The 19,986-nt window shown below is 63.3% G+C and carries 20 protein-coding genes, 1 tRNA gene and 1 pseudogene; 8 read left to right on the top strand and 14 right to left on the bottom strand.

The window, feature by feature from the left end:
• The first annotated feature begins 52 nt into the window (after positions 1-52).
• From ACVWYI_RS34405 to ACVWYI_RS34395, 3 genes are all read left to right on the top strand, one after another.
• Positions 53-487, top strand: coding sequence for a phasin (locus ACVWYI_RS34405; RefSeq protein WP_247353087.1), 435 nt, complete (start codon positions 53-55; stop codon positions 485-487).
• Positions 488-680: 193 nt separating this feature from the next.
• Positions 681-757: transfer RNA gene (locus ACVWYI_RS34400), tRNA-His, on the top strand.
• A gap of 209 nt (positions 758-966) precedes the next feature.
• Positions 967-1,266, top strand: a complete 300-nt coding sequence (locus tag ACVWYI_RS34395; RefSeq protein ID WP_456664297.1) for a Panacea domain-containing protein — start codon at positions 967-969, stop codon at positions 1,264-1,266.
• On the opposite strand, the gene ACVWYI_RS34390 is transcribed toward ACVWYI_RS34395, so the two are convergent.
• The 4 genes from ACVWYI_RS34390 to ACVWYI_RS34375 form a co-directional block, all read right to left on the bottom strand.
• Positions 1,214-1,681, bottom strand: a complete 468-nt coding sequence (locus tag ACVWYI_RS34390; RefSeq protein ID WP_247339284.1) for a mobile mystery protein A — start codon at positions 1,679-1,681, stop codon at positions 1,214-1,216. The two genes, ACVWYI_RS34395 and ACVWYI_RS34390, sit on opposite strands and share 53 nt — an antisense overlap.
• A gap of 207 nt (positions 1,682-1,888) precedes the next feature.
• Positions 1,889-2,827: an AEC family transporter gene (locus ACVWYI_RS34385; protein WP_456664296.1), complete on the bottom strand. Its 939-nt coding sequence runs from the start codon at positions 2,825-2,827 to the stop codon at positions 1,889-1,891.
• Positions 2,828-2,833: 6 nt separating this feature from the next.
• Positions 2,834-3,757, bottom strand: coding sequence for an HpcH/HpaI aldolase/citrate lyase family protein (locus tag ACVWYI_RS34380; RefSeq protein ID WP_247339287.1), 924 nt, complete (start codon positions 3,755-3,757; stop codon positions 2,834-2,836).
• A 2-nt stretch (positions 3,758-3,759) separates the two neighbouring features.
• Positions 3,760-4,926, bottom strand: a complete 1,167-nt coding sequence (locus tag ACVWYI_RS34375; protein WP_247339289.1) for a CaiB/BaiF CoA transferase family protein — start codon at positions 4,924-4,926, stop codon at positions 3,760-3,762.
• A gap of 304 nt (positions 4,927-5,230) precedes the next feature.
• Between ACVWYI_RS34375 and ACVWYI_RS34370 the strand changes: the two genes are divergently transcribed.
• Both ACVWYI_RS34370 and ACVWYI_RS34365 read left to right on the top strand, forming a co-directional pair.
• Positions 5,231-5,605, top strand: a complete 375-nt coding sequence (locus ACVWYI_RS34370; protein WP_247339290.1) for a hypothetical protein — start codon at positions 5,231-5,233, stop codon at positions 5,603-5,605.
• 457 nt (positions 5,606-6,062) lie between these two features.
• Entirely contained in the window at positions 6,063-6,740 is a 678-nt protein-coding gene (locus tag ACVWYI_RS34365; RefSeq protein WP_007596685.1) for a ParA family protein, read from the top strand.
• A gap of 77 nt (positions 6,741-6,817) precedes the next feature.
• Here the strand turns inward: ACVWYI_RS34365 and ACVWYI_RS34360 are convergent, their stop codons facing one another.
• The 5 genes and pseudogenes from ACVWYI_RS34360 to trxB all read right to left on the bottom strand — a co-directional run bounded on the left by ACVWYI_RS34360 (position 6,818) and on the right by trxB (position 10,683).
• Positions 6,818-6,997, bottom strand: coding sequence for a hypothetical protein (locus ACVWYI_RS34360; RefSeq protein WP_027565323.1), 180 nt, complete (start codon positions 6,995-6,997; stop codon positions 6,818-6,820).
• A gap of 98 nt (positions 6,998-7,095) precedes the next feature.
• Complete coding sequence (locus tag ACVWYI_RS34355) at positions 7,096-7,242, bottom strand: hypothetical protein (protein ID WP_456664295.1); 147 nt, start codon at positions 7,240-7,242, stop codon at positions 7,096-7,098.
• 175 nt (positions 7,243-7,417) lie between these two features.
• Positions 7,418-8,326, bottom strand: a complete 909-nt coding sequence (locus tag ACVWYI_RS34350; protein WP_456664294.1) for a 4-hydroxy-tetrahydrodipicolinate synthase family protein — start codon at positions 8,324-8,326, stop codon at positions 7,418-7,420.
• 461 nt (positions 8,327-8,787) lie between these two features.
• Complete coding sequence (locus ACVWYI_RS34345; RefSeq protein ID WP_247320655.1) at positions 8,788-9,711, bottom strand: LysR family transcriptional regulator; 924 nt, start codon at positions 9,709-9,711, stop codon at positions 8,788-8,790.
• Positions 9,712-9,716: 5 nt separating this feature from the next.
• Positions 9,717-10,683 (bottom strand): annotated as a pseudogene (gene trxB, locus ACVWYI_RS34340) (thioredoxin-disulfide reductase).
• A gap of 265 nt (positions 10,684-10,948) precedes the next feature.
• Between trxB and ACVWYI_RS34335 the strand changes: the two are divergent.
• On the top strand, positions 10,949-11,428 hold the full coding sequence (locus ACVWYI_RS34335; RefSeq protein WP_247339296.1) for an Lrp/AsnC family transcriptional regulator: 480 nt from the start codon (positions 10,949-10,951) through the stop codon (positions 11,426-11,428).
• 167 nt (positions 11,429-11,595) lie between these two features.
• Here the strand turns inward: ACVWYI_RS34335 and greA are convergent, their stop codons facing one another.
• The 3 genes from greA to ACVWYI_RS34320 all read right to left on the bottom strand — a co-directional run bounded on the left by greA (position 11,596) and on the right by ACVWYI_RS34320 (position 17,047).
• On the bottom strand, positions 11,596-12,069 hold the full coding sequence (gene greA, locus ACVWYI_RS34330; protein WP_247339301.1) for a transcription elongation factor GreA: 474 nt from the start codon (positions 12,067-12,069) through the stop codon (positions 11,596-11,598).
• 200 nt (positions 12,070-12,269) lie between these two features.
• Complete coding sequence (carB, locus tag ACVWYI_RS34325; protein WP_456664293.1) at positions 12,270-15,734, bottom strand: carbamoyl-phosphate synthase large subunit; 3,465 nt, start codon at positions 15,732-15,734, stop codon at positions 12,270-12,272.
• Between the two features lie 143 nt (positions 15,735-15,877).
• Complete coding sequence (locus ACVWYI_RS34320; RefSeq protein ID WP_456664292.1) at positions 15,878-17,047, bottom strand: MFS transporter; 1,170 nt, start codon at positions 17,045-17,047, stop codon at positions 15,878-15,880.
• A 111-nt stretch (positions 17,048-17,158) separates the two neighbouring features.
• On the opposite strand from ACVWYI_RS34320, the gene ACVWYI_RS34315 reads away from it, so the two are divergent.
• Positions 17,159-17,530: an ArsR/SmtB family transcription factor gene (locus tag ACVWYI_RS34315; RefSeq protein WP_456664291.1), complete on the top strand. Its 372-nt coding sequence runs from the start codon at positions 17,159-17,161 to the stop codon at positions 17,528-17,530.
• A 239-nt stretch (positions 17,531-17,769) separates the two neighbouring features.
• On the opposite strand, the gene ACVWYI_RS34310 is transcribed toward ACVWYI_RS34315, so the two are convergent.
• Complete coding sequence (locus ACVWYI_RS34310) at positions 17,770-18,471, bottom strand: class I SAM-dependent methyltransferase (protein WP_456664290.1); 702 nt, start codon at positions 18,469-18,471, stop codon at positions 17,770-17,772.
• Positions 18,472-18,584: 113 nt separating this feature from the next.
• Between ACVWYI_RS34310 and ACVWYI_RS34305 the strand changes: the two genes are divergently transcribed.
• Positions 18,585-19,109 carry a Dps family protein gene (locus ACVWYI_RS34305; protein WP_247339310.1) on the top strand — a complete coding sequence of 175 codons (525 nt, stop codon included), beginning with the start codon at positions 18,585-18,587 and terminating at the stop codon, positions 19,107-19,109.
• 123 nt (positions 19,110-19,232) lie between these two features.
• Here the strand turns inward: ACVWYI_RS34305 and ACVWYI_RS34300 are convergent, their stop codons facing one another.
• Positions 19,233-19,754, bottom strand: coding sequence for a cupin domain-containing protein (locus tag ACVWYI_RS34300; protein WP_456664289.1), 522 nt, complete (start codon positions 19,752-19,754; stop codon positions 19,233-19,235).
• Between the last annotated feature and the right edge of the window lie 232 nt (positions 19,755-19,986).

Genomic DNA, 19,986 nt, shown 5'->3' with positions numbered 1-19,986 from the left:
CGGGCGCGGCCGGAAGGCTCACTCCGTTTTTTCATTAGTGTGAGGGATAACCATGACAGGTGCGACTGATCCGTTTTCTGCCTCGATCATTCCGTTCGAGGTCCCCGAGCAGATGCGTGCGTTCGCCGAAAAGGGCGTGTCGCAGGCCCGCGAGAGCTACGCCAAGTTCAAGGACGCCGCCGAGACCCACAACGGCACCGTCGAGGCCGTGTTCACCTCCGCCAACAAGGGCGCGAGCGAGTACACCGCCAAGCTGGTGGAGTTCATGAAGGCCAACACCAGCGCCCAGCTCGACTTCGCCCAGCAGCTGTTCAGCCTCAAGTCGCCGGCCGAAGCGCTGCAGCTGTGGACCGGCCACACCCGCACCCAGCTCGAGACCTTCCAGTCCCAGGCCAAGGAGCTGGTCGAGCTGACCCAGCGCGTCGCCGCGGCGACCGCCGAGCCGATCAAGGCCAGCGCCGCGAAGCTCTACACGCCCGCCGCCTAAGCGGATTGGGTCGTTTGAGTTAAGAAACCCGGGCCTAGAGCCCGGGTTTTGCTTTGGAAATAACGTCGCCGAGCGGACGATTTGGGCGTCTTGCGGCCTTGCCAAAAACGCCCGTTGCACCTAGTTTCCGCCCCGTCCAGCCCCCTTAGGTCACGGCCCTTTCAGGGCGCCCAGAGGCGCGGCTCGCAAGGATGCAGTTGTAGCTCAGTTGGTTAGAGCGCCTGTCTGTGGAACAGGAGGTCGGTGGTTCGAGCCCACCCAACTGTACCAAAGTTGAAGCACTTGGCAGCCCACCGAAACTTTGAATTCTGAAGCGGATTGGCGGAGCCTCAGGTGTAACACCGCATCTTGACATAGCATGATTGTTCACTATTTGTTCACGGAACAATTTTTTACGTGTTGCGTCGAAATTACAGGCAAGAGAGCTCGACCAATGCAATGATGCCCCTGCTTACCTTCCCTCCCGCCTGATCAGAGCCATGTTTGTTTCGCGCGACCGGGAAAAGCTAATCAATGCGATCATCTATTTTCTAGGTGCGACTAATCATTGTCACACCCTGAAACTCTTCAAGCTGCTCAATTTTGCTGATTTCGAGCACTTCCGCCAGACCGGCAGAACGATCTTCAATTTGGATTATAAGGCTCTTCCAAAGGGGCCCGTATGCTTCAGCCCGCCAAGCTCGTTTGGGTCGAGCGGCGTCGCTCCCTCGGGATACCAGAGATCGATCATTGATCGCTCCAGAAATTCGAAGGCATTTCCAGCGCGATCTCACGGGTGAGACGTTCGACTTCCTGAGCAATTTTGTCGTCCGGCAGTTTCTGGTTTTCGAGGGCCATGTGCTTGCTGGCCGTGCCGACGATTGCCATGGCCTTTTTTCGAGCCTGAGCCGTAATGAGATCCTCGACCTGTCCTGAGGCCGGAATGATCGCGTAGACGAAGCGGCACCCCATCGCCTCTGCTGTGGCTTGCATTGATTTCAGGGTGATGCCGCCCGTGAGTTCCGCACGTTCTGCCGTGGTGACGCGTGCGCGGGTGACGCCCATTTTCTTTGCGACGTCGGCCCCCGACATACCCAGCGCGCTGCGGACCGTGCGCAGCCAGCCTTCCGGCGGTGCTTTCAGACTGGCAGCGCTTGCGGCGGCCGTGTCGACGATGTTGCGGTACTGCTGCTGAACGATGGTTTTGACGCTCATTTGGCAAGTCATCCGTATACATAGAGGTTCATTTCGAATACTTATATGTATTCAAATAGGAGAACTCCGAATAGTTATATATATCCAAAATGTAAACTTATGAATACATATAAGTATTCGATTGGTGATGATTTTCCGACCCCAGAAGGAGGCCTATTTTCCGGGTATCCCGGCTGAAGTCGCCAGGAGGGCCTCGTAAGTGCTACCTCACCCCGCCACCACCCACACCACCACCGGCAACGTCACCGCCGCCAGCAGCGTCCCCAGCGCCACCGCGCCCGACACCGGGTTCACCAGCCGCTGATACTGGACTGCAAAAATATACGCGTTGGCGCCGGTCGGCATCGCCGCGAACAGCACGACCACGCCGGCCGCGAGCGGCGGCAGGTCGAGCAGCTTTGCGAATACGAACGCGGCGGCCGGCATCGCCAGCAGCTTGAGTGCGCTCATGGCGAGAATGCCGAGCTTCTCGCCCTTGACCTCGAACCGGAACAGATTGATGCCGAGCGCGATCAGCGCGGCCGGCGATCCCGCCTGCGCCAGCAGCTCGACGGTCCTGTCCACGACGGGATGAAGACCGAGGCCGGTCAAGCGCCAGAGCAGGCCGAGGCCGATCGCGAGCATGATCGGGGTGCGGGAGAGATCCAGCAGCACCGGCACGATCAGCGACGCGGCCGAGGCGGTCTGCTTGCGGTCGACCAGCTCCATCTGCAGCGTGCCGCAGAGCCAGAGCAGCGGCGTGTTCACCGACAGGATCAGCGCCATCGGGCCCGCGGCCTCGTTACCCAGCGCTGAGAGCGTCAGGGGAATGCCGAGCATCACGATGTTGCCGTAGACCGAGCCGATCGCGAACACGACCCCGTCCTCGCGATCCTCGCGCCGCTTCCGCAGCAGCGCCGAGAGCGCCAGCGCCGCGATCCAGGTGAGCGCGAGCGCGCCGTAATAGGCGCCCCACATCCGCCACGGGCTGACGCCGGAAAATTCCGACACCACGATGGTGCGGAACAGCAGCGCGGGGATGGCGATGCTGAAGGCGAATTCGGAGATGCCCTTGTGCGCGGTCTCGGAGACGAAGCGAAACAGCACCGCGGCATAGCCGGCCGCGATCAGCGCAAACACCGGCGCGACGATCAACATCGTGGCCATGCGGCGCTACGACCCCATCTCGATGATCCTGCGCGCCATCCGCACATTGGCATAGTCGATCATCTTGCCGTCGAGTGTCACCGCTCCCTGGCCCTGCGCCTCGGCCTGCTCCATGGCCTCGACGACCCGCCGCGCGTGCGCCAGTTCGGTGTCGGACGGGACGAACGCCCGCAGCGTCGGTTCGATCTGGTCGGGATGGATCACCTGCTTGCCGTCAAAACCCATCGCCGCGGCCTTGAGCGCGCTGCTTTCAGTCAATCTGGCATCCCGGAACGCGCCGCACGGACCGTCGATGGCGCGCAGGCCGAACGCGCGCGAGGCCACCAGCAGGCGCATCATCGGATAGGCGAACAGATCGAGCGGGGCGGAGGCATAGCCGCTCTGGGCGGAGCCTACGTGCCGGTAGCCGTCCGGCGACGCGCCGATTTCCGAGGAGCGGGCGCCGATCGAGGCGGCGAAATCCCCGACACCGAGATGAAGGGCGGCGACGCTTTGGTGCGAAGCGGCGAGCGCGTCGACATTGACGACACCCAGCGCGGTCTCGATCAGCAGTTCAAGCGTCACAGGCGAAGGGCGACCGGGCGCTGCCGTGCGCAGCTGATCGGCAATGGCGGCGATGTCGCTCGCGCGCTCCGCCTTCGGCACGATCACCGAATTCAGCCTGGGGAGCGCAGCGAGCTCGCGGATTTCCTGCGCGATGAAGGCGCTGTCGACGGCGTTGATCCTGACAGCGACGATCTTGTTGCCCCAATCCAGGGAGGACAGCGACCGCGCAGCTTCCTCCAGCGCCGCACTCTTCTCGGACGGCGGCACGGCGTCCTCGAGGTCCATGAACACCGCATCCGCGGCCGAGGCAGCTGCCTTGGCGACGAGACGGGAGCGATGCGCGGGAACGGCCAGATAGACCCGCGTCGGCCGCTGAGGGGCCATCGTCATGTCTCCTTTGCGAGACCGAGTTCGCTGAGGATGGATTGGTTGTGCTGCCCGAGGCCAGGCACCGGATCCATCCGGGGCGACAGACCTGGAATGGTGAGAGCCGGCAGGAAGCTCATCACCGGTCCGCACGGTGAGCCAACCGTTTGCACCCGGGAGCGGGAGCGGAGCTGCTCGTGCTCCAGGAAAGCCTCGACCGAATTCAGGTGCGCGTTGGCGATCGAGGCCTCGTCGAGCAGCCGCAGCACCTCTTCACTGGTCATCGCTGCAAAACGCTGCTCGATATGTGTTTGCAGATCGTCCCTGTTCTGCATGCGCAGCGGATTGGTGCGGAAGCGGGGGTGGTCGGCAAATGCCGCATCGCCAAGGACAATGGCGCACAGCGATCGCCATTCCCGGTCGTTTTGGATGCCGAAGAAGATCGTGTTGCCGTCTCCGACGCGGAAAGGGCCATACGGCGCTATCGTTGCATGCTTTGCCCCGGTTCGCGGCAGAGGCCGGCCCGCACTCTGGGTGTAGAAGGCGGGATAGCTCATCCAGTCCGTGATGGAATCGAACAGCGAGGCCTGGAAGGCGGTGCCCTTGCCGGTCCGCTCGCGGCGATACAGCGCCATCAGCACGCCGTTGAGGATGTACATGCCGGTGGCGATGTCGACCACCGAAAGTCCGACCTTCGCAGGCTCCGCCTCGGTGCCGTTGATGGCGAGGACGCCGGCCTCGCACTGGACCAGGAGATCGTAAGCCTTCTTGTTGCTGTAGGGTCCGCCCGCACCATAGCCCGAAACGTCGCAGGCGATGATCCGGGGAAATTTCCGCACGAGCGATGCGGCATCGAGGCCCAGCCGCTCCGCCGCGCCGGGCGCCAGGTTCTGAATGAAGACGTCGGCCTGCGGCAGCAAGGCGTCGAGCACCTTCTGGCCGTCCGGACTTTTGATGTCGATGGCGAGGCTCTCCTTCGACCTGTTGGTCCAGACGAACTGGCTCGACATCCCGTTCATCACGTGATCGTAGTCGCGGCAGAAATCGCCGTCGCCCGGCCGCTCGATCTTGATGACCCGCGCGCCCCAGTCCGCAAGATGCCGGCTGGCCAGAGGAGCCGCAATCGCCTGCTCGAGCGAGACGACCGTCACGCCCGACAGCGGCAGGTCCGCCTCATTTCGCTCCATGCAATCCGCTCCCGCTTTCGACCAGCGCAGGAGCAAGCCGACCACCCCACGCACATGCTGTGATGATGACATGATGCCCCTGTTTTGCCCGACAAGTCAAACTGCATTTCGCTAAATCCTAAGATTTGAAATGCCAGCAATCGCCGTGACTTGGCTACTGTGCATGGGGTTGTTTTCGCGTTTTTGTTCGCGAGGCCATCCTGTTGCCGAGACCGCACACGTCCCGGCTTTCGCATCTCCGCTCGGTTGCCAACGAACGCCCATTCACCCACTATTCCGTCCGACTCGACATTTTGGGGGATCAATGCCGGCGTTCCGCTTTAAGACATCCATGATGAAATACATGGCTGCGGCGATCTCGGGGATCGCCCTGGCCGTCCTGATCCACCCGGGTGCAGGCTTTGCCTACTCCCAGGAGGAGCAGCAGGCCTGCACGCCGGATGCGATGCGGCTGTGCGGCGACTTCGTTCCGAACGTCGACGCCATCACCGCCTGCATGATCCAGAAGAAGTCGCAGCTCTCGCCGCAGTGCCGGGCGTTCTTCCGGCCTGGACGGGAGCCCGGCATGGCGGCCGCGCCCCGCGCCGGCAAGCCGACCAGCATCGCGCCCAAAGCCGCGAAGAAGACCACCAAGCCGGCGCCGAAGGTGGCCAAGAAGAAGAAATCCAGCGAAAGCTGAGGGCGCGGCACCGCGTTCCCTTTTTGAAACGCGATCATGCCCGGGCAAAGCGCTCACTGCGTTTGAAGTCCCGGGCATTTGCGTTTCCGGTCCCTCGTTCGACGGCCTTGAGTCAAAATGGCCGGGTCATCAGCCCCACACCAGCCATCGGACTCCTTTTGTTCGCCTCCGCTTGCGGACGCTTGCGGCCACGCGGGATGTAAACGAGTCGCGAAATGGTTGCGCGGCGAGGTTGCATTCCGCATTTTCCCGCCCGCCTGCTCAAAAAACGTACGATTGCTGGGATGAAGGGCGGTCCGCTGCAGTTGGTCGCTGTCCGTCGCACGCAGCAGTGTGACTCAAAAGCCAACGTGCTTTGTTATTTCATGGCTCCAGCATAACTTACGATAAATTTTTCTTTCCCGAATCACCGCGGTGATTCATTTTCGCTGCCTGGGGTCAATCTGGAGGCAGAGGTATGAACGTTATTGTTTTTGCATCGCGTAAAGGTGGCTCGGGCAAGAGTACCCTGGCCGCGCATCTCGCCGCGCAGATCAAGGCGACCAAGCCGATCCTGCTCGTCGATGCGGATCCGCAAGGCTCGCTCACGCTGTGGCACAAGCTGCGTGGCACCAACGAGCCGCCGATCAAGTCCGCGGTGAACTCGGTCAGCGGCATCGTCTCCGCTGCCAAGCGCGACGGTTATGAATGGGTGTTGATCGACACGCCGCCGAACCTGTCGGCCGTCGTCGACGACGCCATCCGCAATGCCACCATGGTCGTGATTCCCGCCCGTCCCGGCGTGTTCGACGTCAACGCGGTGCAGGAAACGATCCAGATGTGCCGTGCGGCCCGCAAGCCCTACGCGGTCGTGCTCAACGGTGCGCCGGCGCGCCGCGACGAGTCCGAAAGCCCGATCGTCACCATCGCCCGCGAGGCGCTGGCAAAATTCCGGGCCCCGGTGTGGGGCGGCCAGATCACCAACCGTTCGGATTTGCTGATGGCGCTGAGCCACGGCGAAGGCGCGCGGGAATATCAGGCCGAGAGCCGTGCGGCTCAGGAAATCGCAAGGCTGTGGGCGGCGATCGAACGTTCGGTGAAGGCTATTCGCGGCACGGCGTCGGCTTCCGGCGCAATGCACAAGCAGGCGGCGTAATTTCCATAAATCATTCCCCGGACGAAAAACGCGCGGATCTCCGCGCGTTTTGGCGTTTCCGGAGATCACTATGAAAGCTAGGCCACCATCAGCATGTAGAATACGATCACCGGCGACAGGGTGAGGATCACCGACCAGATGCCGGCGGCCCAGAGAATGTCCTCGGTGGTAAAACCCTGCTGTCCCGCGTCGTAATGCGACGCCACTTCGTTATGACTATTCACAAACGCCCCCGCGATTTCTTCGCTTATGGGCATGAACGATAGGCGGGATGCTTTAAGATTCCGGGTCGCAATCTCGCGCGCATTCGAACACAAGTCTAACCCACGGATTAACCATCCGGACGTGCTCCGTGTCAGGCGAGCCAGACCCGAAACACCAGCACCGGCATCAGGCCGAGCATCACCGCCCAGAAGCCGAACGACGACACCACCAGAATTCCGCGCAACAGATCGGCGGACGCGAATATATCTGCCGCCGGCGGGCGGATGTGTTGCCCCACGGTTATTCCCCCTTTTGAAGACTGTGAATGAAAACGATAGGCGCGTTTGCGTAAACGAGCCGTGGATGCGCCATGCGGCAGCAGCGAAGGCCGTTGGCGCGTGGTTAACCACGGTGCGTCTTCCCTTCTCCCGCAAGGGAGAAGGGCGAGCGTGCGTGGATCGAAAGAGGAAGCTCTACGCCGCGACTTGCATCCGTCGCTCGATCTCGCGGTCGAGCTGGGCGGCGAGTTCGCTGCCGACTTCGACCATCGGCAGACGCACTTCGGGGCTGTCGATGAGGCCCGTGCGCCACAGCCAGTACTTTGCCGGCGCGGGACTGGGTTCAGTGAACAACAGGCGCGTCAGTTCCGCGACCTCCTGCCAGCGCGCCAGCGCCGCAGCGTGGTTGCCGCGCTTCAGCTCGGCATACACAGCCGCAAACGTCGCGGTCTCGAGATGGGCTGACAGCACGATGCCGCCGTCGGCGCCGTCGCTGAGTGCCTCGAAATAGTTCGCGTCCTCGCCGGTCAGCACGCGAAAGTTCTTGGGACGGTCGCGCAGCAGCGCGATGGATTGCTCGCGGCTCGCGCCGCAATCCTTCAGGCCGATGATGTTCGGATGCTCGGCAAGCCGCAGCAGCGTCTGGTTGGTGATGTTGACCGAGGTGCGATAGGGGATGTTGTAGAGCGCGAGCGGCCAGGCGGCGTGATCGGCGAGCGCCTCGAAATGCGCCAGCACGCCGCGCTGCGACGGTCGCACATAATAGGGACTCGCGATCAGATAGCCGTCGATCGGCCAGTCCGCGGTTTCATCGAGGCGGTCCTTCAGCCGCGCCGTGTCAGCGCCTGATAGTCCGAGGCAGATCGGAAGCCTGCTGGGGCCGGTGGTCATCCCGTCGCGCACGATGGCGACGAGGCGTTCGAGCTCGGCGTCGCGCAGCGTCATGCCTTCGCCGGAGGTCGCCCCCAGGATGAAGCCGTCAACGGCCTGTTCGCTGTAATGCCGTGTCAGCCGCCGCAGCGACCTTTCGTCGAGAGCGCCGTCGCGAAACGGCGTCACCAGCGGCAGCCAGAGCCCGTGCAAATGTTCCTGTAGTCCGGTCATGTTCCATCTCCTTCTCGGGAAAACCTGAGACGAGGGCACATGAAAAAACCCCGTCCAGGCGGCGGGGTTTTCGGGGTTTGGCTCGCGATGACGAAGCTTGTTTAGCGCGCGCAAAAATCCGAGGTCCCCAGATGGGGGCCTTTTTTCGAGGCGGCTGCCTCGAACGAAATTGCGCACGACTTCGTGATCATTTGCAAATGATGCGGGGTGCGCATGGAACTGTCAACACTCGCGGAACGCGAAAGCCGTAGAGGTCAAAAAAAAGCCGGGCTCGAACGAGCCCGGCTTAAGGTATTGGCCACGTGAGGCCGACACAATCACCTTCCAAGAGGGATTACTGAACTCCCGCGCCACTGGAGGAGGGGGACAAATGCGCAACGCGAAGGCTCAGCGTGCAAACAGTATGAGCTTGACGAGCGGCCTGCAGCAACAGCCGAGGCCGCATGTCAGTCATGCGGAAATTAGGACGGCCAGCGCTGCGCCTTGCTCACCACGAAGTCGCGGAACACCTGCACACGCGCGACCGTCTTCAGTTCTTCCGGATAGACAAAATACGTATCGAGCTGGATCGAATCCGATTCGCCGAACAGCTGCACGAGGCGGCTCTGTTCTTCGATCAGATAGTCCGGCAGCGCCGCGATGCCGAGGCCTTGCTGACAGGCGCGGACGAGGCCGAGGATGTTGTTGACCCTGAAATAGGCTTCGCGCGGACCCGAGCCGTTGCGTCCCGCTTCGACCAGCCAGTTGCGGTTCTGAAGATGCGGCGCGAAGGTGCCGTCGGAGAGCGTGATGATGCGGTGGGAATCGAGCTCCTCCAGCGTGCGCGGCGTGCCGAAGCGCTTGATGTAATCAGGCGAGCAATAGGCGTGGAAGCCCATCGCGAAAAGCTTGCGCTGAATGAGATCCGGCTGCGTCGGCTTGCGGGTGCGGATCGCGACGTCGGCCTCGCGCATCGAGAGGTCGAGCTCTTCGTCGGTGACGATCAGCGAGATCCGGATTTCCGGATAGAGCGCGGTGAATTCGCCGAGCCGCGGGATCAGCCAGTTGATGCCGACGCCGGGCGTGGTGGTGATCTTGAGATCACCGCTCGGCCGCTCGCGGCTGTCGGTCAGTTTGGCGCGCGCCGCCTGCAGCTGCATGAACACGTCATGCGCGGTGCGGAACAGGAGGTCGCCCTGTTCGGTGAGGATCAGGCCGCGGGCGTGGCGGTGGAACAGCGAGACCGAGAGCTCCTGCTCCAGCGCCGAGACCTGGCGTGACACCGCCGATTGCGACAGGCCGAGCTGCTCGCCGGCATGGGTGAAGCTTCCCGCTTCCGCCGCCGCGTGAAACACCTTCAGCTTGTCCCAGTCCATATCCGTGAATCCGTCGCGTGTTCGTGCCATGATCTTTATTCCGCTGCCGCGCGCTCGCTGGCGCGCAGGGCCAAGAAACGTTCGGCTTCGAGAGCCGCCATGCAGCCGAGGCCCGGCCGCTGTGACCGCTTGACGATAAGTCTCGTCGGCGACGTCGCCGGCGGCGAACAGGCCGGGCACCGAGGTGGCGGTCGAGTTCGGGGCGACCTCGACATAGCCCGACGGCTTGAGCTTGACCTGGTCTTTCACCAGCTCGGTCGCCGGCGCATGCCCGATAGCGATGAAGACACCGTCGGCCTTGTGCTCGGTGAGCGCGCCGGACTTGACGTTCTTGAGACGGACATGAGTGACCTTGCCCGGATTGCCTTCGCCGCAGATCTCGTCGATGGCGTTGTCCCAGACCACCTTGATCTTGGGATGCTTGAACAGGCGGTCCTGCAGGATGCGCTCGGCGCGGAAATGGTCGCGGCGGTGAACCACAGTCACCTGCGAGGCGAAATTGGTCAGGAACAGCGCCTCCTCGACGGCGGTGTTGCCGCCGCCGACCACGACCACTTCCTTGCCGCGGTAGAAGAAGCCGTCGCAGGTGGCGCAGGCCGAGACGCCAAAGCCCTTGAAGTTTTCTTCGGAGGAGATGCCGAGCCAGCGCGCCTGGGCGCCGGTGGCGAGGATCACGGTCTCGGCGAGATAGACGTCGCCGCTATCGCAGGTGAGGCGGAACGGCCGCTGCGTGGTGTCGAGCTTGATCACCAGATCGGTTTTGATCTGGGTGCCCACATGCAGCGCCTGCTTCTCCATCTGCTCCATCAGCCAGGGGCCCTGGATCACGTCGGCGAAGCCCGGATAGTTCTCGACATCGGTCGTGATGGTGAGCTGGCCGCCCGGCTGGATGCCCTGGATCAGAATCGGCTCGAGCATTGCGCGCGCGGCGTAGATCGCCGCCGTGTAGCCGGCGGGGCCGGAGCCGATGATGACGACCTTTGCATGGACAGCGGCGGACATTTCGACAGATGCCTTTCACGGGGGATTGCAGCGCGGGCGCGGAACGTGCCGGGAGGCCTCGCGGAGGCGCTGAAATATCAGAGCTAATCTAAGCCTTCTGGTGAGCTATGCAAGAATTGCATTCCCTGTCGGCGGATTTTTCCAACAAGGAACAAAAGTCGATTGCGCTGCACGCGCAATAAAATTACGCTGGTCGGGCCGTCTGCGCTATGAGGATTGCGATAAACGCACCAATAGCGCCGCAAAGGCCAGGAGTTCCAATCACGTGTCGCGGAACCTAGACGAGATCGACCTGAAAATTCTCACCGAGATTCAGGCCGACGGTCGAATCACGAATGTCGAGCTGGCCAGGCGCGTCGGCATCTCGCCACCGCCCTGCCTGCGCCGCGTCCGGGCCTTGGAGGAGGAGGGGTATATCCACGGCTATCGCGGGCTCCTGGACGCACGAAAGCTCGGCTTCGACGTCACGGTGTTTGCTGCAGTGCACCTCTCCAGCCAGGCCGAGGCTGATTTGCGCGCCTTCGAGGAGTTCGTCCGTGCCGAGCCGCTGGTGCGCGAGTGCTGGATGCTGTCGGGCGAAGTCGATTTCATCCTGAAATGCGTCGCACCCGACATGGCCACCTTCCAGGATTTCGTCACCCATTTGACCGCCGCCCCGCACGTCCGCAACGTGCGGACCTCGCTCGTGCTGCATAACTCGAAATACGAGGCGGCCGTGCCGCTCGACGTGAGGGGAAGAAGGTAGCTCGCACGATCTCGTGCCCCGGACGCAGCGCAGCAGCGCAAGAACGCTGCAGCGCGTCCGGGACACGAGAGTGAGGGCGCGAGCCCATCACATTCCCAGCAACATGCAGAAACAAAAAAGGCCGCGCAGTGCGCGGCCTTTTTCAAATCACGCGCAACGGCAAATCGCTACCGCCACTCCACCTTGGTGATCTCATACGCCTTGGAGCCGCCGGGTGCGTTGACCTCGACGGTGGCGCCCTTCTTCTTGCCGATCAGCGCGCGTGCGAGCGGTGAGGTGATCGAGATGCGGCCCTTCTTGGCGTCGGCCTCGACCTCGCCGACGAGCTGCCACACGTTCTTTTTCTCAGTGTCCTCATCGACCAGCGTCACGGTGGCGCCGAACTTGATGGTGTCGCCGGACAGCTTGGAAATGTCGATGATGTCGGCGCGCGCGAGCTTGTCCTCGAGCTCGGCGATGCGGCCTTCATTGTGGGACTGCTCTTCCTTCGCGGCGTGATATTCCGCGTTCTCCGAAAGGTCGCCGTGCGAGCGCGCCTCCGCGATATGCTCGATGATGCGCGGACGGTCCTCCGACTGGCGCTTCTTCAATTCTTCCCCGAGCGCGGCAAAGCCGCTCGCTGTCATCGGTACCTTTTCCATCTCTTCTCTCGTCCTTCGGTCGCGCGCGCCCCGAAATGTCAGCGCGCACGCAACTTGATTCGTCAGTCTATCCGGGCTCGACGCCGGACGTTCATATGGGCTTGGCGCCGGAACTGAACAACCAAATGGCCGGACAGTTCCTCCGGTCATTGTGGCTTCATCGCCAGTCACTTAGCGGAAAGTGGGCCTTCCGCTCGCGATCAGGTTTCCGAAAAGTAGCTCTGCAGGGTCCGAACCTCAAGGTCCCCGCCCAGATAGGCGTGGATGCCCTGCGCGGCCGCCACGGCCCCGGAAAGAGTGGTGTAATACGGCACTTTATGCAAGAGGGCCGCGCGCCGCAGAGAACGGCTGTCGGCGAGCGCCTGCGGGCCTTCGGTGGTGTTGAAGACGAGCTGGACGTCGCCATTGGTGATGGCGTCGACGATGTGCGGCCGGCCCTCCAGCACTTTGTTCACCCTCTCGGTCGGGATGCCCTGGTCGGTCAGGAAGCGCGCCGTGCCCGATGTCGCCAGCACCTTGAAGCCGAGCGAATGCAGCTCGCGAACGGCCTCGGCGATGCGCGTCTTGTCGCTCTCGCGAACCGAGACGAACACCGTGCCCTTGCGCGGCACCCGCGTGCCGCCGCCGAGCTGACTCTTGGCGAACGCCACCGCGAAGGAGCGGTCGATACCCATGACCTCGCCGGTCGAGCGCATCTCCGGACCCAACACGGTGTCGACACCGGGGAAGCGGGCGAACGGAAATACCGATTCCTTGACGCCGACATGCTTGAAGTCCGCCTTCTTCAACTTGAAGTCAGCGAGCTTTTCGCCGGCCATGACGCGCGCCGCGATCTTCGCGACCGGCGTGCCGACCACCTTGGCGACGAAGGGCACCGTGCGCGAGGCGCGCGGATTGACTTCGAGCACGTAGATATCGCCGTCCTTGATGGCGTATTGCACGTTCATCAGACCGACGACGTCGAGGCCCAGCGCGAGTTCGCGGGTCTGCCGCTCCAGTTCCTCGATCATCTTGGCATCGAGCGAATGCGGCGGCAGCGAGCAGGCGCTGTCGCCGGAATGGATGCCGGCTTCCTCGATGTGCTCCATGATGCCGACGATGAAGGTGTCCTTGCCGTCGCAGAGGCAATCGACATCGATCTCGGTTGCGTCGGAGAGATAGCGGTCAAACAGCAGCGGGTTCTTGCCGAGCACAGTGTTGATCTGCCCCGTCTTGTCGTTCGGGTAGCGCGCCTTGACGTCGGACGGCACCAGCTCCGGCAGCGTGCCGAGCAGGTAATCGTTGAGCTGGTTCTCCTCGCGGATGATCTGCATCGCGCGGCCGCCGAGCACGTAGGACGGGCGCACCACCAGCGGCAGTCCGAGATCGGTGCAGACGAGCCTCGCCTGCTCGACCGAATAGGCGATGCCGTTCTTCGGCTGCTTCAGCCGCAGCTTGTCGAGCACCCGCTTGAAGCGGTCGCGGTCCTCAGCCAGGTCGATAGCGTCGGGCGAGGTGCCGAGGATCGGCACTTCGGCGGCTTCCAGCGCGCGCGCTAGCTTGAGCGGGGTCTGGCCGCCGAACTGCACGATCACGCCATGCAGCGTGCCGTTGGTGCGCTCCTTCGCGATGATCTCCAGCACGTCCTCGGCGGTGAGCGACTCGAAATAGAGCCGGTCGGCGGTGTCGTAGTCGGTCGACACCGTCTCCGGGTTGCAATTGACCATGATGGATTCGTAGCCGGCGTCATGCAGCGCGAAGCAGGCATGGCAGCAGCAATAGTCGAACTCGATGCCCTGGCCGATGCGGTTCGGCCCGCCGCCGAGGATGATGACCTTCTTCTTGTCGGACGGCGCGCTCTCGTCCGCAGGCGCACCCGCGAACGGCGCCTCATAGGTCGAGTACATGTAGGCGGTGGGCGAAGCGAACTCGGCCGCGCAGGTGTCGATGCGCTTGTAGACCGGGCGGACGCCGAGCGCGTGGCGCTTCGCCGTCACCTCCGCCTCGGTCGTCTCCGCGATCATCGCAAGCCGGGCATCGGAGAAGCCCATGGCCTTGAGCGTGCGCATGCCGAACGCGTTGCCCGGCAGGCCGCTCTTGCGGACCTTCGCTTCCATGTCGACGATGCCGCGCATCTCGCTGAGGAACCACGGATCGATCTTGCAGGAATTGAAGATCTCCTCGTCCGACCAGCCGAGCCGCATCGCCTGGGCGACCTGGAGTAGCCGGTTCGGTGTCGGCGTGCCGAGCGCGGCGCGGATCGCGTTCTTGTCGTCGTCGCGGCCGAGACCTTCGATCTCGATCTCGTCGAGGCCGGTGAGACCGGTCTCGAGCCCGCGCAAGGCCTTCTGAAGGCTTTCCTGGAAGGTGCGGCCGATCGCCATGACTTCGCCGACCGACTTCATCGACGTCGTCAGCGTGGTGGAGGCGCCGGGGAATTTCTCGAAGGCGAAACGCGGCACCTTGGTGACGACATAGTCGATCGTCGGCTCGAACGAGGCCGGCGTAGCGCCGCCGGTGATGTCGTTGGCGATTTCGTCGAGCGTGTAGCCGACCGCAAGCTTGGCGGCGATCTTTGCGATCGGAAAGCCGGTGGCTTTCGAAGCCAGAGCGGAGGAACGCGACACGCGCGGGTTCATCTCGATGACGACCATGCGGCCGTCTTCGGGATTGACGCCGAACTGCACGTTGGAGCCGCCGGTCTCGACGCCGATCTCGCGCAGCACCGCCAGCGAGGCGTCGCGCATGATCTGGTATTCCTTGTCGGTCAGCGTCAGCGCCGGCGCCACCGTGATGGAATCGCCGGTGTGCACGCCCATCGGATCGAGGTTCTCGATCGAGCAGACGATGATGCAATTGTCTTTCTTGTCGCGCACCACCTCCATCTCGTACTCTTTCCAGCCGAGCACGGATTCTTCGATCAGCACTTCGTTGGTGGGAGACGCATCCAGGCCGCGCTCGATGATGTCGAGGAACTCTTCCTTGTTGTAGGCAATGCCGCCGCCGGTGCCGCCCATGGTAAAGGAGGGGCGGATGATCGCGGGCAGGCCGATCTCGGACAGCGCCATCAGCGCCTGGCCGAGCGCATGTTCCTGATAGCGCTTGCGGCGGTCGCTTTCGCCGAGGATCCACTGCTGCTCGAGCTCTGCGAGCGCCGCGCCCGAGGCCTTTGCGCGTTCGGCTTGGTACTTGTCGCGGAAGGACTTCTTCAGGGCGGAGGCGTTGGCGAGCCGCGACTTCGGCGTCTCAAGCCCGATCTTGGTCATGGCCTCCCGGAACAGCTGGCGGTCCTCGGCCTTGTCGATCGCGTCCGCAGTGGCGCCGATCATCTCGACGTCGAACTTTTCGAGCGTGCCCTGCCGGCGCAGCGACAGCGCGCAGTTCAGCGCGGTCTGTCCGCCCATGGTCGGCAGCAGCGCGAAGCCGCCGGGGATGGCGTGACGTTCCTTCTCGATGATCTTTGCGACGATCTCCGGCGTGATCGGCTCGATATAGGTCGCATCGGCCAATTCCGGATCGGTCATGATGGTGGCCGGGTTGGAATTGACGAGGACGATGCGGTAGCCCTCTTCCTTCAGCGTCTTCACCGCCTGCGTGCCCGAATAGTCGAACTCGCAGGCCTGTCCGATCACGATGGGACCGGCGCCGATGATCAGGATGGTGGTGATGTCTGTACGTTTGGGCATCAACTCTCGCCGAAGTGGAATTTGGGCACAAAAAAAGGGCGCGCTTGCTGCGCGTCCCTTTGGCCGAGAGCGCGGTGGTCTCCCCTGCGCGCGGGTGGGTCTTAGACCAGTTTTCGGGGCGGCGAAACCCCGAAAAACGCCCATCAACCGGCAATTTTGACCGGTTTTGGCCGGGCCTGCCAGCTACGGGCGAGGTGCACCAGAAGGGCAGCCGAAACGCTCAATCCGCCGACCCAGCCGAGATCAGCCGGGCTCCATGAAGCAAGCACGGCGCCTCCGAAGGCTCCGCCGATCGCGAAGCCGAGATACATGGCCGAGGCGTTGAGGGAGAGCGCAATCATCGAGGCCTTGGGGTCGATCCGGATGATGCTGGCGACCTGGGCCGGATAGAACGCCCAGCCCGAAAGGCCCTGGAGGAAGATCGGGCCCAGGATCGCGTAATGCGCCTGGCCGGGGAGGAATTTCAGCACCAGCGAATGCAGGAAAAGCGCGCTGGCCATGCCGGTCAGGCCGAGCGCCGCGGTGACGATGGTGCCCAGCCGGTCGGCCAACAGGCCGCCGAGCATATTCCCGATCGCCGCGGCGGCGCCGAACACCAGGAGCGCGAGGCTGATGCGCGAGGCATCGAAGCCCAGCGCGCGCAGCGGGACCGCGAAATAGGTGAACATTGTGAAGCCGCCGAGCGCCCACAAAATCGTGATCACGAGCGCGATCAGGACATTGCTGTGACGCGCCACCGCCAGCCGCTCGCCGAGCGAGGCCGTGTTGCGCGGCAGGCCGCGGGGCAGGCCGAGCAGGAGGCCGGCGAGCGCGACGGCGCCGATCAGGGCGACCATGGCAAAGGTCGCACGCCATCCGAAGAGGCTGCCGGCGAGATTGCCGAGGGGAACGCCGATGACGGTCGCAACCGTGAGTCCCGACGTGACCAGCGCTACCGCGCGGCCGCGCCGCTCCGGCGAGGCGACGGCCACGGATACGGCCAGCGCGGTCGGCATGCACAGCCCGGAGCCCAGCGCCATCAGCATGCGCGACGCCAGCAGCAGGCCGTAATTGGACGCCACCATCGCCGCGAGGTTTCCGGCGATGAAGGTCGATAGCGCCAGGGCCAGCACGGTGCGGCGGTCGATATTGTTCAGCGTCACCGCCAGGATTGGCGAGCCCACGGCATAGGTGAGGGCGTAGGCGGTGACCAATTGGCCGGCGGCGGAGACGGAAATTGACAGGTCGGTTGCGATCGCCGGCAAAAGTCCTGCAATGACAAAGCCTTCCGTGCCGATCGCAAAGGCCGCCAGGGCCAACCAGAATACGCTCATCGGAAAATCCCCATGTTCAATGTTTATTGAACTATCAATTGGACCGGTGCATGAGTCAATTGGTTCAAGAACTATTGAACATCGAGGCCATTTCGCTATGATCGTCAGACCATGAGCCGCACGCCTCCCCACCCCACCCGCGAGCAGATCGAGCTGCCGATGGTTCTGGATTGCCTGAGCGATCCGATCCGGTTGGCGATCGTCTACCAGCTCGCCCAGCAGCAAGGTGTCAGTAGCGAATTGTGTTGCGGCGACTTCAATGCGCTCAGCGGCAAGTCGAATCTCGCCTATCATTTCGCGAAGCTGCGGGAATCCGGTCTGATGCAGACGCGCGTGGCGGGCACCAACCGCTTCATGCGGCTGCGCCGCGAGGATCTGGATGCCCGTTTCCCCGGACTGCTCGATGCGGTAGTGAAATCGGCAGCGAAGGATGCCGACCGGCTTCAGCTGCTGTCGGAGTGCGCAGTGACTGCTGCGGGTTGAAGCCGAGACGATTGCACGCCAACGCCCGACTTCGCCCTTCGGGCTTCGTCGAGGCAGCCTTCGCTACGAAAGGGCTCGCCTGGCCGAAGCTGCCGAAGCCAGCGAAGGCTGGAGACCCGGCCTGGATTTGAACCAGGATGAAGAGCGATGCACTGCTCTCGCGTAGACGCTTCCGCCACCGGGCCGTGGCGATCATTGCCGATCGGGGTGCGACAAGCCACCCCAGGCAATCGTTATGCTTAACGCACCAAAGGCGGCCGCGCGATGAAGGTCATCCGCCAGCGATTGTGGCCGATATTGCCGTCAGCGCGCTGGACCGCGAAGCCGGCGGCCTTGAGCCTGGCGGTGATCTCGTCCTCGCTATAGCGCTGCAGCCCAATGCGCGTACGCAGATGACGGTAATCTGACAGCGCGGTGCTGATCAGCCCGATCAGCGCATCTTTCAAAAAGCCGTGACGCAGGCCGAAGCTGAGCAGCGCTGTGACGTCCCTGAACATGCCGACGTCGGGCTGGAGGATGTCGCCGAGCACCAGCTTGCCGGAGGGCTTCAAAATACGTCGGAAGTTGAGGAGCGCGGCATCGAGCTCGTCCGGCGTCATGTATTGCGCGACCGAGTTCATCACGGCGAGATCGATCGACTGCTCCTGCATGCTGCGGACATCGTCGAGCGAGCGGACGCGGATCTTCGTGTTCGGGGCAAATCGCGCGATCAACCGGCCGCGAACGCCGGGCGCAGGCTCGGCGAGGATCAACTTGCCGCAGGCCGCCGCCACTTGGCTCGCGGACAGCGCCTCGCCGCAGGCATAGTCGAGCACGGTCGCCTCGGGTGAGGAGATATAGCCGATGATGTCCCGTGCGATGATCTGGAAGTGCAAGTCGCGATGCAACTTGCTGACATAGATCGTATGCGTCGAGTCGTAATAATCGATCCAATCGTCCATGGTATCTGAGGGCCCCGGCCAAACGGTTCCGCCAAAGGAACCGGCGCTGCCCGCCTGCGTTAGGGGTGCGACGGCGCGCCGTCAATGTCCGCGTCCTAACAGGAAGGTTTCCCGTGAGCAAAGCCCCTACCAAGGTCTCGCCCGACCTCGATACCCCCACCGATCTGTCGCCTCAGGCGGTCAAGAAGGTTTCGGAGGCGCTCAACGTGCTTCTGGCCGATGCGTTCGCTCTGTATCTGAAGACCAAGAACTTCCACTGGCACATCAGCGGCCGGCATTTCCGCGACTATCATTTGCTGCTCGACGAACAGTCCGACCAGATCTTCGCCACCACCGACCAGCTCGCCGAACGGGTCCGCAAGATCGGCGGCACCACGCTGAAGTCGATCGGCCAGGTCGCGAAACTCCAGACCATCAAGGACAACAACGAGGACTACGTCCCGCCGCGCGAGATGTTGCGTGAATTGATGCAGGACAATAAGCACGTCGCGAGCGCGATGCGAAAAGCGCACGAGGTGTGCGACGAGGCCGGCGACGTCGCCAGCGCCAGCATCCTCGAGAACTTCATCGACGAGACCGAGCGCCGCACCTGGTTCCTGTTCGAAGCCACACGTCAGGAAGGCGCCAACGAGGCGTAGGGCACGCTGTGGCAGGGTGGGCAAAGGCGCGCTCTTCGCGCGCCGTGCCCACCATCTATCTGCAGTTCAAGTCGTTTGGTGGGCACGCTTGGTTTTGCCCACCCTGCGGCACCGTCGTTGCGACTACCGCCACAACCGCATCAACGCGCCATTCTTGCCCGTCACCGGATCGGCCGGCGGCAGCGCGACGTTTGGAATCGTCTTCAGCGCTTTCGCGTGATTCTCCGGCGTTGCCCGGGTGATCTCCATCTTCGCACCCGGCGGATAGGCGCCGATCACGCAGAAATCCTCGCTCGCCTTGATGCATTGATGCCCGGTGCCGGCAGGGAGAATCGCGACGTCCCCGGCCTTGATCTCCAGCTCCTGACCGTGGTCGCCACCGAAGCGGACCCGCGCGCTCCCGCGCGCAACGCCGAGCACCTCATGCACCGTCGCGTGATAGTGCAGATAGTCGAAGACCCCATTGCGCCACGTCCCGCCCCAGCCGTTCGCTTCGAACATATTTTCGATCGTCTCTTCCGGCTGTCTGGAATCGAGCTTCACCGCGCCCTGGTAGACCAGGAACGGGAGGATGTTGTTCGGCACGAGCCCGTCGTCCTCGAACACGATGGCGAGCGGCTCGGCATTGTCGCGGACGGCGGGCATGGCGGGGCTCCTGCTGCACGAAGGTGTCGAGACAACATTAAAGCAGGAGGAGGCGTTCCTCTGGAGGTCTCGTGTCCCGGACGCGCTGCAGCGCTCTTGCGTTGCTGCGCAGAGCCGGGACCCAGAGTGCCGCGGGCAGGGGCCCCGGTTCAGCAGCGCATCACGCCGCTAAGAGCGGCGCCTAAGGCGCGTTCACGCGCGTCTCGACGCGCTATGGCACTGCGCCCGGGGC

It is taken from the genome of Bradyrhizobium sp. LB13.1 (assembly GCF_054056815.1).
The sequence above is the reverse complement of the archived record's forward strand: the minus strand, read 5'-3'. Positions and strand labels throughout refer to the sequence as shown.

Excerpts from the sequence above, each read along its gene's own strand:
- ACVWYI_RS34405 (WP_247353087.1), top strand. The coding sequence starts at position 53 with ATGACAGGTGCGACTGATCCGTTTTCTGCCTCGATCATTCCGTTCGAG.
- ACVWYI_RS34395 (WP_456664297.1), top strand. The coding sequence starts at position 967 with ATGTTTGTTTCGCGCGACCGGGAAAAGCTAATCAATGCGATCATCTAT.
- ACVWYI_RS34390 (WP_247339284.1), bottom strand. The coding sequence starts at position 1,681 with ATGAGCGTCAAAACCATCGTTCAGCAGCAGTACCGCAACATCGTCGAC.
- ACVWYI_RS34385 (WP_456664296.1), bottom strand. The coding sequence starts at position 2,827 with ATGGCCACGATGTTGATCGTCGCGCCGGTGTTTGCGCTGATCGCGGCC.
- ACVWYI_RS34380 (WP_247339287.1), bottom strand. The coding sequence starts at position 3,757 with ATGGCCCCTCAGCGGCCGACGCGGGTCTATCTGGCCGTTCCCGCGCAT.
- ACVWYI_RS34375 (WP_247339289.1), bottom strand. The coding sequence starts at position 4,926 with ATGGAGCGAAATGAGGCGGACCTGCCGCTGTCGGGCGTGACGGTCGTC.
- ACVWYI_RS34370 (WP_247339290.1), top strand. The coding sequence starts at position 5,231 with ATGCCGGCGTTCCGCTTTAAGACATCCATGATGAAATACATGGCTGCG.
- ACVWYI_RS34365 (WP_007596685.1), top strand. The coding sequence starts at position 6,063 with ATGAACGTTATTGTTTTTGCATCGCGTAAAGGTGGCTCGGGCAAGAGT.
- ACVWYI_RS34360 (WP_027565323.1), bottom strand. The coding sequence starts at position 6,997 with ATGCCCATAAGCGAAGAAATCGCGGGGGCGTTTGTGAATAGTCATAAC.
- ACVWYI_RS34350 (WP_456664294.1), bottom strand. The coding sequence starts at position 8,326 with ATGACCGGACTACAGGAACATTTGCACGGGCTCTGGCTGCCGCTGGTG.
- ACVWYI_RS34345 (WP_247320655.1), bottom strand. The coding sequence starts at position 9,711 with ATGGCACGAACACGCGACGGATTCACGGATATGGACTGGGACAAGCTG.
- greA (WP_247339301.1), bottom strand. The coding sequence starts at position 12,069 with ATGGAAAAGGTACCGATGACAGCGAGCGGCTTTGCCGCGCTCGGGGAA.
- carB (WP_456664293.1), bottom strand. The coding sequence starts at position 15,734 with ATGCCCAAACGTACAGACATCACCACCATCCTGATCATCGGCGCCGGT.
- ACVWYI_RS34320 (WP_456664292.1), bottom strand. The coding sequence starts at position 17,047 with ATGAGCGTATTCTGGTTGGCCCTGGCGGCCTTTGCGATCGGCACGGAA.
- ACVWYI_RS34315 (WP_456664291.1), top strand. The coding sequence starts at position 17,159 with ATGAGCCGCACGCCTCCCCACCCCACCCGCGAGCAGATCGAGCTGCCG.
- ACVWYI_RS34310 (WP_456664290.1), bottom strand. The coding sequence starts at position 18,471 with ATGGACGATTGGATCGATTATTACGACTCGACGCATACGATCTATGTC.
- ACVWYI_RS34300 (WP_456664289.1), bottom strand. The coding sequence starts at position 19,754 with ATGCCCGCCGTCCGCGACAATGCCGAGCCGCTCGCCATCGTGTTCGAG.